Annotated in this window: 9 protein-coding genes; 2 read left to right on the plus strand and 7 right to left on the minus strand. The window is 40.8% G+C overall.

All coding sequences use genetic code 11. From position 1 onward, the window contains the following. Positions 1–15 precede the first annotated feature (15 nt). Both M1F14_RS00485 and metE read right to left on the minus strand, forming a co-directional pair. Entirely contained in the window at positions 16–1,707 is a 1,692-nt protein-coding gene (locus M1F14_RS00485; protein ID WP_232370513.1) for a carboxylesterase family protein, read from the minus strand. A gap of 172 nt (positions 1,708–1,879) precedes the next feature. Further along, positions 1,880–4,153, minus strand: a complete 2,274-nt coding sequence (metE, locus tag M1F14_RS00490) for a 5-methyltetrahydropteroyltriglutamate--homocysteine S-methyltransferase (protein WP_181469067.1) — start codon at positions 4,151–4,153, stop codon at positions 1,880–1,882. 108 nt (positions 4,154–4,261) lie between these two features. Here metE and metR point away from each other — a divergent pair, with 108 nt between their 5' ends. Next, a complete protein-coding gene (gene metR, locus M1F14_RS00495) occupies positions 4,262–5,218 on the plus strand; it encodes an HTH-type transcriptional regulator MetR (protein ID WP_042848842.1) in 957 nt (318 codons plus the stop codon). Here metR and M1F14_RS00500 read toward each other — a convergent pair. From M1F14_RS00500 to M1F14_RS00510, 3 genes are all read right to left on the minus strand, one after another. After that, the gene (locus M1F14_RS00500) at positions 5,103–6,002 is read right to left on the minus strand and encodes a carboxylate/amino acid/amine transporter (protein ID WP_071547681.1); all 900 of its coding nucleotides are present in this window, start codon (positions 6,000–6,002) and stop codon (positions 5,103–5,105) included. The genes metR and M1F14_RS00500 overlap by 116 nt on opposite strands. A 57-nt stretch (positions 6,003–6,059) precedes the next feature. Beyond that, positions 6,060–7,709, minus strand: coding sequence for a Na+/H+ antiporter (locus M1F14_RS00505; protein WP_048608641.1), 1,650 nt, complete (start codon positions 7,707–7,709; stop codon positions 6,060–6,062). A gap of 260 nt (positions 7,710–7,969) precedes the next feature. Beyond that, positions 7,970–9,316 (minus strand): NCS2 family permease, encoded by a 1,347-nt coding sequence (locus tag M1F14_RS00510; RefSeq protein WP_042848844.1) that lies wholly within the window; start codon positions 9,314–9,316, stop codon positions 7,970–7,972. A 662-nt stretch (positions 9,317–9,978) separates the two neighbouring features. On the opposite strand from M1F14_RS00510, the gene M1F14_RS00515 reads away from it, so the two are divergent. Then, positions 9,979–11,667, plus strand: coding sequence for a glycosyltransferase family 39 protein (locus M1F14_RS00515; protein ID WP_166685919.1), 1,689 nt, complete (start codon positions 9,979–9,981; stop codon positions 11,665–11,667). Positions 11,668–11,712: 45 nt separating this feature from the next. Here the strand turns inward: M1F14_RS00515 and M1F14_RS00520 are convergent, their stop codons facing one another. Further along, positions 11,713–12,909 carry an MFS transporter gene (locus M1F14_RS00520; RefSeq protein WP_048608645.1) on the minus strand — a complete coding sequence of 399 codons (1,197 nt, stop codon included), beginning with the start codon at positions 12,907–12,909 and terminating at the stop codon, positions 11,713–11,715. A 193-nt stretch (positions 12,910–13,102) separates the two neighbouring features. Beyond that, complete coding sequence (locus M1F14_RS00525) at positions 13,103–13,855, minus strand: sulfite exporter TauE/SafE family protein (protein ID WP_042848847.1); 753 nt, start codon at positions 13,853–13,855, stop codon at positions 13,103–13,105. Between the last annotated feature and the right edge of the window lie 24 nt (positions 13,856–13,879).

The following is a 13,879-nucleotide window of genomic DNA, read 5'->3' on the forward strand; positions in this document are numbered from 1 at the left end:
ATGGACAGCAAAACGCTATTGCGTTTCTTTGTGAGAAAACTGTTTATCTAAAGGCTCACTGAACCAACGCCCATTAAGTACTTGCGTTATTATTTGCTGTTTCTCTTCTGGGGTTACCGTATTATCTTGCTCAATCAAAGCAACAACATCATCGTATTGATATGGTTTATTACTCATATAAATAATTGATTTTATTTTATTTGCATTAATAACAAGTAATGATTCCCCTGCTTGTTCATTTTCTGGTGACCAAGGCTTCCATTCAATTTGGCCTTTATTCGATGGTACACCATTCAATAAAAAATTAGCTAAGTAGCCATTAAATTTCTGTCTGACATCTTTCGTCCCCTCTAATTTAACCAATTCTTGAGTGAACGGGCTAAACTTTGTTTTATCCCACAGTGCCAAAAAAATACCATGGAAAGAACCTAATGGGGCAAGTTGGCTGCCCGTCACAACTTCATCACTGCCCAAACTAAATTCCACACCATAAATCGGTGCCTTGTAATGAGGGTACATCTTTTGGGCCGATTGATTCACATTAAACAGGCTATAAAACAAACTGCCATATTTATTCGCAAAATCATATTGATTCAAAAGGCGAGTATTCGTCGCTAATGAGCCATCTGCTATTGCCCCCGCAAAACGCTTATCACCTCGAGCAAATAAAGAAAACTCCCCCTGCCCAGTGACCATGATAATGGGGACTGAGTGATATTCGTTTGTTTCAAAACCATTTTTAGGTAGTACTACCCCATCCCGATACAGGTGTGGAAACTGTGACATTCTAATGCCAGCATCGCCAAATAACGTCGCTAGGTCTGCGGCTGGGAGTTGATAAAGATACGCTTTAACATCTGGTGAGCCGCTTAAAAGCCACTCTTTCGCTAAATCTAGTGTTGGTTTTTTATTATCTCGAACCACTAACTTGGCTAATCGGTCAGCAAAAATTTGTTCTGCTTGGTTTTTATTTGCCGTTGTCATTCCTCCGCTAAATACAATCGCTTTATTGAATGAGTTCTCAAATATTGGGGAGATCAGCATTGCCATAACATCTCGTCCCCCCGCAGAGAAACCGGAGACGGTAATGTTATTTGGGTTTCCACCAAATGCAGCAATATTTTCTTTTACCCAATCCAGTGAAAGCTTAATGTCTAATAACGCGTAGTTTCCAGAGTCTTCTATCTTATCCCCTGTGTTAAGTGCTTGAAGAGGGTTAAAACCGAGTGCGCCAAGACGATAGTTGACGGTAACGATCACTGCATTTAGTTCCGTTGCAACCAACTGAGGGTTAAATTCGGCTGAAGTCCCTGTTTGGTTATTTCCACCATGTAGGTAAAACAAAACAGGGAGGTTTTTCTGATTATCGTCAGGCCTATAGATATTAAGATTCAAACAATCTTCAGTACCTATCGCCCCTGATTGGCTAGTTTGAATACAATTTTGAGCAGGCTTAGTTGCATCAAACGTTTCAGACCACTGGCTCACTGGTTCTGGTTTTTTCCAGCGCAACTCCCCTTGAGGAGCTTTACCATAAGGAATACCAGTCCATGTGACTAACGACTGTTGTGTACTGCCTTGGACTTTTCCATTTGTTGTTTCAATAATGTGGTCAATAGCATAAGCCGATGAACTCCAAATAGAAATTAATAAAAATACCGCTGTACTTGTTTGTAACAATGATTTTTTCATTGGTATTTTAAACATATTGTTTTCCCTATTAATTTGGCAAAAAATCGCATTCACATTTAGTTTTATTATCAACAAAGAGTAACTGAAATATATAACCGCATTTTTAAATTATTAAAGTTAAATTTTGTGCTAATTTTATAAAAAAGGGCAGGTTCCCCCTGCCCTTTGTCACTTACTGACTTTATTTTTAGTGCTCACTTCTCAGTTGTTTTGCTGCTTGAACCATATTGGCTAAGGCTTGACGAGTCTCTGACCAACCGCGGGTTTTTAATCCGCAATCAGGGTTAACCCATAAACGTTCAACAGGAACACGTTTTTCCGCTTTTCTCAGCAACGCGACAATCCATTCCACACTTGGCACATTTGGTGAGTGAATATCATACACCCCAGGCCCAATTTCATTTGGATAATGGAAAGTCTCAAATGCGTCTAGCAAGTCCATATCCGAACGTGATGTTTCAATGGTGATCACATCCGCATCCAATGCAGCAATGGAATCCATGATGTCATTAAACTCGCAATAACACATGTGGGTATGAATTTGAGTATTGTCTTGTGCAACTGCAGCACTGAGTTTGAATGCATCAACCGCCCATTTTAAGTAATCTGCCCACTCGTCTCTGCGCAGTGGTAAACCTTCTCGTAAGGCAGGCTCATCAATTTGAATAATGCCAATCCCCGCTTTTTGTAAATCATCAACCTCGTCACGTAATGCTAACGCAATCTGTTTCGCAATCGTTTCACGGCTAACATCTTCACGAGGGAAAGACCAACAGAGGATCGTCACAGGGCCTGTCAACATCCCCTTAACCGGTTTTTCTGTTAACGATTGAGCATACTTTGCCCATTCCACTGTAATCGCCTCTGGGCGGCTAATATCGCCAATAATGACAGGGGGTTTCACACAGCGCGAGCCATAGCTTTGCACCCAACCATTTTGGGTGAAAACATAGCCGTCAAAATGTTCACCAAAATATTCAACCATGTCATTACGTTCTGCTTCACCATGAACTAGCACGTCAATATCTAAAATTTCTTGTTCTTTAATCGCTTGTTTAATGTGCTCGCTAATATTGGTGCGGTAATAAGTTTTATCCACATTACCTTTTTTAAAATCTAAGCGTAATGTTCTAATTTCACTGGTTTGAGGGAAAGAGCCGATGGTTGTTGTTGGCCATAATGGCAGGTTAAAGCGCTCACGTTGACGCTGTGCACGCTGTGAATACGGGCTACTACGTTGTGTATCACCATCACGAATAGCCGCTAAACGTTGTGCTACCGCCGCGTTATTCACCCTAGTTGATGTTTTGCGAGCTCGGATTGGCGCACTATATGTTTCTAGTGTAGCAATATGATTTTCTGTTGGTTGATTTAGCGCTTTTGTCAGTAAAGCGAGTTCTTCACATTTTTGTATTGCAAAAGCAAACCAACTTTTCACTTCTGTATCTAAACGGGTTTCATCATTCAGGTCAATGGGGCTATGCAGTAATGAACATGAGGTGCCAACCCACAAATTACGCTGACCTAATAACGGTTTCACCCGTGAGAATTTTTCACCTAAATCGGCCTTCCATACGTTACGCCCATTGATAATACCGAGTGATAATACCCAATCTTCGGGTAGCGCTTTATGTAGCTCTTCAATATCATCAGCGCCTGCCACAACATCAACATGTAAGCCTTGAACAGGGAGGCTTTTAATTAAATCTAAATGGTGGCTAATACCATCAAAATAGGTGGTTAACAGCAATTTTGTGTTACCCGATAGCGCCTGATAAGCCTGTTGATACGCTTCTTGCCATTGCGCAGGTAAATCTAACACTAAAGCAGGTTCATCAATTTGTACCCACTCAATACCTTTTTCTGCGAGACGTGAAAGAATTTCCTGATAAACAGGCAATAATTCATTTAGCAATGATAAACGGTCAAAGGCTCCACCTTTAACTTTCCCTAACCATAGGTAAGTTATAGGACCAATAATCACAGGTTTTACTTTATGACCTAACGCTAATGCCTCATCCACTTCGTCAAATAATTGCGTCCATGATAATGCGAACTTTTGCCCTTTTTGAAATTCTGGCACGATATAGTGGTAGTTGGTGTTAAACCATTTAGTCATTTCCCCTGCTGGGGCTGGTGTTCCCGTTGGTGCACGACCACGAGCGACACGAAATAGTGTATCTAAGTCAATTGAACCATCTTCATTTTGGTGACGCGGAGGCACATTTCCTAATAGTAAGCTGGTTGTCAGTACTTGGTCATACCAAGCAAAATCACCAACAGGTAATAGCTCAACTCCCGCATTTTTTTGTTGTTCCCAATGGCGAACGCGTAATACGTGACCGACGTCTAATAGAGCAGCTTGGTCAATCTTGCCTGCCCAATAATCTTCTTGTGCACGTTTTAATTCTCTTTTTAGTCCAACACGTGGAAACCCAAGCGTATGATTTATAACAGACATATTGACCCCTTAAAATATTTAGCCGTCTAGATGTTTACACATCTATAATCAACAGGTACTGTATAAAGCACAAGCGCAAATTATTCATTATCACGGTGAAGGTTTTTCATGATCGAATTAAAACACTTAAAAACATTGCAAGCGCTCAGCCAATACGGTTCATTAGCTGCAACGGCGACCCACTTGCACCAGACACAGTCGGCCCTGTCTCACCAGTTTAGTGATTTAGAGCACAGACTAGGTTTTCGGCTATTTATTCGCAAAAGCCAACCATTACGTTTCACACCACAAGGCGAAGTTTTGCTGCAACTCGCACAGCAAGTCTTGCCATTAGTGAAAGATGCGATCCGCGTATGTAATGAACCTGGCGTTTGTGCATTACGTATTGCCATTGAGTGTCACAGCTGTATTCAGTGGTTAACCCCTGCTTTGCAACAATTTCGGCAAACTTGGCCACAAGTCAGCGTTGATTTTAAATCGGGTGTCACTTTCGACCCCCAGCCGGAGTTACTCTCAAGGGAATTAGATATCGTGATGACATCTGACATATTGGCGGAGCAAGGCCTACACTACACACCTATGTTTGACTATGAAGTGAAACTGATTGTCTCCAATGACCATCCGTTAGCCAAAAAGCCGTATATTGAGCCCCATGACTTGGCAGACGAAACCCTGCTCATCTACCCAGTACAACGGGATCGCTTTGATGTTTGGCGTCATTTTTTACAACCAGCTGGGGTCTCACCCAATGTAAAAAATGTAGATAACACATTAATTTTAATTCAAATGGTTGCAGCAAAAATGGGGATAGCAGCGCTCCCTCACTGGGCGGTTGATTCCTTTGAAAAACAAGGTCTGATTAAAACAAAAACACTGGGGAGTGGTTTATGGAGCCGACTGTACGCTGCTTGCCGTGAGGGGGAGCAGCGCCAGCCAGCCATTGAGGCTTTTACTGCGACCGCGACGGATCATGCTGTGGAGAACTTGTCTTATGTAAAGGGCGCGAAAGGATCCAACGCCTATGCACCCAAAGAGAAGCAATTATCAAGCTCGATCCTATGGTAAAGCTCAACCAATCAGGGTGCTGTTGCCAAATAGCAAAATTCACTAATAACCCTGCTGGAACCATCATGTTATTCATTATAGCAAGGGTTCCAGCATCAACTTTTGTGGCACCATAGTTCCACATAAAGTAGCCAATTCCTGACGCCACAATGCCAAGCCACAATAATACCCCCCATTGAAGCGTTGTCGTTGGCATCATTGATTTATTGCCAAATAACAACCAGCCAATCAGTGCAACTAGCGTAGCGCCCAGATAAAACCATGAAAATGCCTGATGTTGAGGAATAGGGTGTATTTCCATCAACCGCTTATAACCTACCTGCCCAATAGCAAAAAAGATATTTGCTAACTGCACGAAGAGTAAACCTAACCAAAAAGATTCACTTAAGTGATCATAACGTATGATAGCAGCACCAATTACAGCGAGTAGTGAGCTAAATAAGTAACCTTTACGGAGTGGTTGTCGTTCTAACAAATCATAAATCAACGTCACATATAACGGCGTTAATACCGTAAAAAGTAAAAACTCAGCTACCGTTAGGTATTGATAGGCATGGAATACAAAAAGATACATCACCCCAAGTTGGCAAGCACCTACCGCCATATACAGAGCAATCACCTTGAGGCTAAATTGACGCCAACGTAAGAAAGGTAAGAAAACTAACGAAGCAAGTGCAACACGCACCAATACCGAAAACCAACTGTCAACTTGGCCAGCAAGGTATTCGCCTATAAGACTAAAAGACGCTGCCCAAAGCAGCGTCGTAATAACAAGTAACCACATAATGCTGTATTTTGTCTCAAACTTAAGGGGTGTGAGTAGAATACTCGTTTTTTAGCCTTAATGCTCTTTTTCGATCAATACAGCTTCCAATAAATCCAAGTCAACTAGTAAAGATTGTAGCGTTTCGTTGCTGATTTTCTTCGTCGCACGTAAGTGATAGAGCTCACCGCGTTCCGCACGAAGCGCGGTTAAACGGAAACGACGCTCCAAGTCTTCAATCTGCAAGCTGTGTTCTATTTCATCCTGCCCAGCCGTTCGGCGCCTTAAATACCCCGTCACACGGGATGCCACCTCGCTAATATCTTCGGAATCTAGCTTTTCCTCGACATCCGCAGATAAACGCTCTTGCATTTTATTTAAGCTGACAATCGCGACTTCAGCCATTGCGGCTTTAGCCATACGAATTTCGTTAGCATCGGCATCCTTATCACCCACTTTAAAATTACGCAGTAATAAGGGTAAAGCGATAACCCCAGCAAAAATAGAGAATAGAATCACCCCCGCAGCAATAAAAATTAACTGATAACGAGCAGGGAATGGAGAGCCATCGGTTAAAAATAGAGGGATTGAAAGCACACCCGCTAAAGTAATTGCCCCACGAACCCCTGCGAAGGAAGCAAGCCAGAGTTCACGCACAGTATAATTGGCAAATTGCAGTGGTTTTTTCTTTAAGAACAACCGGCTAAACCTTTTCATTAGCCACAGCCAGCAGAAACGGAGTAACAATAAAGCAAAGTAAATCACGGCTACCGCTGCAAATAGCATCCACGTTTCTACACTAGGATCAAGTTCTGCTTGGATAACTGACGTTTCCCAGATACCCGGTAGCTGTAGCCCTAACATAATGAAAACTAAACCGTTAAAGACAAACTCAAGCATTGACCAAACGCTATCTGCACGTAACCTCATCGCTAATGGAGCGTTACGGATCACACCTGATTTTGTGATGGTCATCCCTGCTGCAACTGCCGCTAAAATACCTGAAAAACCAATATGCTCTGCAATCATATATGATGCGAATGGTAACAAGAGCATAAACACAATTTGTGTTGCTGGGTCGTCGCCACTCCAACGGCTCATAAGGCGCAATGATTTACTGTATAGCCAAGTAACGATAATCCCCGACAGTAAACCACCCACAGCGACTTTGAAGAACTCAATGGTGACACCTGAAGTGCTAAACACCATCGTGCCCATCGCAATTGCGACGGCAAATTTTAATGCAACCAGACCGGAAGCATCGTTCATCAGAGCTTCACCTTCAAGTACGCTCATCATCCGCTTAGGAATTCGCCCTTTCCCAACAATGGAAGATAACGCTACGGCATCTGTAGGTGACAATACCGCGGCAAGCGCAAAAGCGGCAATTAAAGGTATACCCGGCATTAACCAGTAAATTAAATAGCCAATGCCGATTACAGTCACTAACACCAAAACCAACACTAAAATAAAAATTTCTCGGCCATTTTGGAAAAATTCACGTGTTGGTGTCTTCCAACCATCAACAAACAGCAAAGGTGGGATCAGTAGAACCATAAATAGTTCAGGGTCAAAAGTGACATGCAAGCCAAATTGAGGCCATGCAAGTAATGCACCGATAGCAATTTGAATGAGGGGAAGCGGAATTCGAATAGGTAAAACTTTAACGGCAACTCCAGAAATAGAGACCGCTAAAATCAGAATCAAAATAGTAAAGAAAATTTCCATGTTGCCCTTACTGATTAACCAGACGACCAAAGTCTAAAATTTGCCTGCCGCCGCATAGTAAGAGATAGCACCGTCCAGACCATGATTGTTCAAATCGAGCCAGTAACGAGTGGAAACTATGGACTTCCACTTGGTTCACCGCCTTATATCTATTTTATCCTTAGCAATTATTTTTCGGGGAAAAAATTACCATTTTGCGATTAATCGATATAAAACGTTAAATAAGGCGATAAGATCGCCTTATTTAAATATTATGAACCTTAAATAGCTAATCCTGAGGCATAAAATACCACTAAAAGCACCGCAATAATCACAGTTCCCACATTCAGTTTACGCCATTCACCCGCACAAATACGGCCAATCACCAATGCGGCGAAACCAAGCATAATACCAGTCACAATATTACAAGTTAAAACAATAAACACCGCACACAGTAAACCTGACATTGAATCAACAAAGTCATCAAAATCAAGTTTAGAGACATTACTTAGCATCAACAGGCCCACATACATCAACGCAGGTGCTGTCGCATAAGCAGGCACTAAATAAGATAATGGTGATAAAAATAAAATTAAGAGGAAGAGTACCCCAACAACCACAGCCGTTAACCCTGTACGACCACCCGCTGCGGTTCCTGCTGCTGATTCAATATAGACTGCGGCAGGAGATGCACCGATCGCACCAGCAAAAATACTACTCACTGAGTCGGCAGTTAGCGCCTTACCACCATCAATAATTTGCCCATCTTTATCTAAAAGGTTAGCTTGCCCCGCAACGGCACGAATTGTCCCTGTTGCATCAAAGACAGCTGTCATCACCAACGCAAGCAAGCTTGGTAATACCATGGGTTGTAAAGCCCCCATAATATCCATACTAAATACTAGAGATAGCCCATCGTCACCCAATGATGGTAATTTAAAGAAACCTTGATATTGGACAGCGGGGTCAAAAATCAACCCAATAATTGAAATAGCGATAATCACCAGTAGAACGCCGCCCGGAACACGACGTTTTTCTAAACCAAAAATAACCGCTAGCCCAACGAGTGACATTAACACAGGGAAAGAGGTAAATTCCCCCAGAGCGACAGGTAAACCTGCATTTGGGTTTTTGATCACTAAACCAACACCATTTGCTGCGATTAGCAATAAAAACAAACCAATACCTATCCCTGTACCATGGGCAATCCCCATTGGCATATTACGTAAGATCCAGCTACGAATACCTGTAACAGAGATAATGGTGAATAAACACCCCATTAGAAAAACGGCGCCTAGTGCCACGGGTATACTAATTTTTTGCCCTAAAACTAAGCTAAATGCAGTAAAAGCTGTCAATGAAATCGCACAGCCGATGGCCATTGGCAAATTTGCCCATAGCCCCATCAGCAAAGAACCAAACCCCGCCACTAAACATGTTGCAATAAAAACAGCGGTTGGAGGGAAACCAGCCTGTCCCAGCATACCAGGCACAACGATGACAGAATAAACCATCGCTAAGAATGTAGTTAGCCCTGCAATGATTTCACGGCGAACTGAAGACCCGCGTGCTGTTATCTTAAAAAATGAATCCAATTTACAGTTGGATGACGCCTGTTGGCCTGACATGGTGTACCTCTGCTGTTAATAGTAAACGAATACTCTCAAATAGTGCTGACGCCTAACGCATACGTTGACGTAAACGATTACGTTTTCAAAAAATAAAACCAATTGAGAATAAATTCTCTATAAAAACAGTTACGCAATCGTTTGGCTTTGAAATTAGAATAAAACGTATTGTGAGGAGGGCAATTATCGTTCTAAAACGGGCTAATGATCAAGTGTTTTTAGCATATCCCCCTGATATTCCCCCTTTCGTATTCAACAAAGGCTTATCAGTTTTTTTGCTAAGTACTTCCTTAAGGATAAAAAATATCTATTCCCCTCTGAGCCTTAAACGGACTTTCTAAAATTCCCTTTATTTTCATCGTAGTTATTTTAAGTAAAAATAACTAATTACTTTTCATATAGCGTTTGTTTAAAGAGAGTGATTATTTTTCTTGGTATAATCACAGAATATTTTCTTACAAAACGAACAACTTAAAAAATATTTATTTATGGTAGAATAATTTTCATACAAACCATTAAACATGCTTTTTTACGTTGTTTTTATTGAGAAAATAAAACATACATGGAGTGAATATAATTCATATATATATACACTCAATTATTGTCAACCATAGTTATAATTCTGATTTATTTATAATAACGAACACAAAAAACATATTAAAATGTCAAATAAGAATACATCAATAATCACTTTACAACGGGGTGTTTTACTACTTTTTATTTGTTTCCTCGCAATGTATTTATTACCGGGAATATATAGCCATAGCCCTTGGAAGCAAGATGAAAATTATAGCTTTGGCATTATTCAAACCATGTATGAAACTAATGAATGGTTAGTCCCAACAAATGCGGGTGAACCATTCATGGAAAAACCTCCGCTTTATTATTGGGTTGCTACTATTACATCCCATTTATTTTCTGGTTTTATGCCCCTTTATGATGCAGCTCGTAGTGCAACTTTGCTGTTTTCAGCGCTCAATTTCGCTTTCTTTTTATGCTTAGCGCGCCGCTTTTTCCAAGCTAAAGACTTTACGGATACACGCATTTGGTTAGCTTTCGCACTCTATGCCTGTGCTCCGGGGGTTCTGCGCCACAGCCATGATATGTTCACAGATGTTGCTCTTATGGCTGGGGCAACTATCGGCCTTTATGGGTTACTCGGGCTAATACAGCAACAGAAACTGTTGATGTCTAGCCTTTGGTTATCCCTAGGGACGGTAATCACAATGCTCTCAAAAGGGGTTTTCATCCCCGGCGTTTTATGGATTTGCTTAATTTTATCCCCTATTTTTATTCGCCAATGTAGAACCAAGCAATTCTGGCTATTCAGTTTATCCGCAGGGTTAATCGCCCTTGTTGCTATTTTACCTTGGCCTATCCATTTATACTTGCAGCATCCTGACTTATTTATGGTGTGGTTTTGGGAAAACAATATTGGTCGCTTTTTCGGGTTTTCTGTCGAAAAATTAGGTGCAAAAGCCAATTTAACACGTATTCCAGCTGCCGTTTTATTGTTCGCCTTTCCTTCGGGTCTACTGGCTACAGCATATTTTTTAAGGCACCCTATCAAGCGGTTATTCAATCAAAACCAATATTTACTCACCCTATTTCCTTTATTAGGCATTGTTTTTTTGCAGCTTTCAGCTTCAGGTCGTGCCTTGTATTTGCTCCCATTTATTGCCCCAATGGCGATTTTAGCAACACAAACACTCTTAGCTGCTCCAGCGAAAATTTTACGTTATATTTCATATTTCGCGGCAATATTCTGGTCATTACTGATTCTATTTCTTTGGGCCTGTTACCTAATAGCATTAACAGGCCACCAGCAAGAATGGCTCAGCCCTTTTAGTCGCTGGCTACCGATGAGCTACCAGATGCCATTTTCCTCAGTGGCTTTTGTGAGTGGCTTAGTCATTACCTTAGTTTGGTTTTTACGTAATAAAATCATCGCTAACCCTATTTCACCTGCATTTCAGATGATGAAAAATTGGTTACTTGGGCTATGTTGCGTCTGGGGCGTGATTTTAACCTTATTTCTCGGATGGGTTGATTACACTAAAGGTTTTGAGGGGGTTTTTGTCGATTTAGATCAACACTTAGCAGGCCAATTTACTGCAACTGACTGTATGGCTTCAGATAATATTGGCGAATCAGAAGCACCCATGCTCTATTATTACACTGGTATCTTACACCAACGCCAAGATCGTTTTGAGCGCCCCGCACAATGCCGTTGGTTAATTGTACTATCAAAAGAAATTAAACCGGCCCCACAAGGTATGAAGTTATTTTGGCACAATCATAGACCAGATGAAGATCGTGAAAACTTAGTGGTATATAAAGCTATTGAGTAATCGATAAGCGGTGTACTCCCTACCTGTAGTGCACCGCTAAATTAATTAATTTGTTAATTGTTCAATAGATTGAGCACTGTACTTCTCACGAGTAAACCATAAAAAGATAGCCGCAGATAAAATCAGTAACACTGGTAGGCCTGAAGGTGAAATAGATGTAGCAATGCCCCCTAACAGCGGCCCAGATAAATTACCGATCCCCCACAGCATAGCGGCGGCAGCATTCGCTACAATTAATTCATTCCCTTTAAAATACTGGCCTATCTGGACTAATGCGATGGTGTAAATTGCCCCTGCTGTTGCCCCTAAAACAAACAACAACCCCCAAATAAGATAAGGTTGGTCTATCAAAAAAGGGAGTAAAAAACTTGCACCTAATGTCACAACACCACAAATTCGATACAGTTTTTCTCTATTCATATGGTCAGCTAGCCAGCCAAACGGCAGTTGCATAATCGCATCACCGGCTAAAATTGCGCTAATCATTAATGCAGCAACAGCCTCTGTGTGGCCCATCCCCATCCCATAGATTGGAAACATAGATAGAATAGTGCCATCAAAAAAAGCAAAAAATAAAATCCCACCGCAAATACCTGGGGCAATTTTTACAAACTGAATAATAGAGAAATTAGACTTCGCGGCAGCCTCTGCGGAATGATCACCAACTTTTTGATCCATCAAAAGAAATAACGCCACCGAAATTAAATGGATCAATGTACAAATTAATAATGGTGATTTGTCTTCCACGCCATAATAAGCAATAAATGATGGCCCGAGTAATTGGCTCACTGTAAAGACAGTCGTATAAATCGCCAATATGCGGCCCCGCTTATTTTCTGGGGATAGTTCATTGATCCACGTTTCCCCTAAACAAATCATCACACCACTAGCCAAACCAGTAACGAGCCGCAAAGGAAATAATAACCACAGCGGTAAGGTACTGAGTAATGGCAATAAACTCACAGCAGAAATGATGGTTGCCAATAACATGGCCTTTCGCTTACCTGACCATAACACAATACGTTGGACTACAGGCGCGATTAAAAACATCCCTAACGCAGGTGCTGCGGAAATAATGCCAATATACAATTCATTGACACCATAATTATGTAACCTAAGCGCGACCATCGGTATACTTAACCCGATCACGATACCAATAACAGCAATACTCATGGTGATCGTAAAAATAGCGAAAAACGGGGAACGACGACAATTTTGCAAAAACTGATTATCAGAGCTCATTTTGAACTTAACTCGTTTCCTCTTCAAAAGAAACAGGTTTTAACTCCATGAATAAATAACTATTTAAAATAAAAAACCAATAAGCCACTAATGAAAACTATAGTTAGCTCATCAATTGTAGCATGACTAATATATTCCGCTATTTATCTCTACAAAAGCAGATTGTATTATTTATTTTAATGCCTTAGATGAACTAAAGAACAAAAAAATATCGATATAACAATGCGATTCCTGAGACTAAAATAACAATATTAATAATTTTCAAAAATGCTTCACGGGAAATTTTTAAGGTAATATGCCTACCCGCCCAAATACCGATTAACATTGCCGGGGAAAATGCCAAAGCAATCAATAAAATATCAATATTTAGATAAACACCCATAACCAAGAATATGATTACTCTGGTAAGAGTACTAAAGCCAATCAGTGTCATCTGGGTGATACGAAAACGTTGTTTATCTTCAATTCGGCTCGATAAATACATCGCATAGATAAACCCACCACTACCAAATAAGGCACTGAAAATACCGCCTATTAAACTGAATGGAACAACAAGTGCTTTGGAAAATGGTGTTTTCACTTTCTTGGAGAAGAAAGTGTTTAATACATAACCGATCACGAACAAACCCAGTAATAATACTAAAATATCCGGTCGCGTTTTTAATAAAATAGCGGCTCCAATTAAACTTCCTATTACCATTAGTGGAATTATCCATTTTATCTCTTGATAATCGGCTTTTTTCCCATCTCTAAATAAATTTAAAATGGCCGCAGTTAAATCAATTAGCGCTAATATTGGGACAATCATACTTAAGGGCAAATACATAGCCAGCACAGGAGTTGCGATAAGAGCTGAGCCAAACCCCGCCATACCAAAAACCAAATAAGCGAAAAGTAAAGTCACAAAACAAATCGCCATCTCTGGCGTTAATAACCCAAACGGCATACTGATTTAACTCCTAAAATTTTT

It is taken from the genome of Providencia sp. PROV003 (assembly GCF_045040775.1).
GTDB lineage: Bacteria > Pseudomonadota > Gammaproteobacteria > Enterobacterales > Enterobacteriaceae > Providencia > Providencia huashanensis.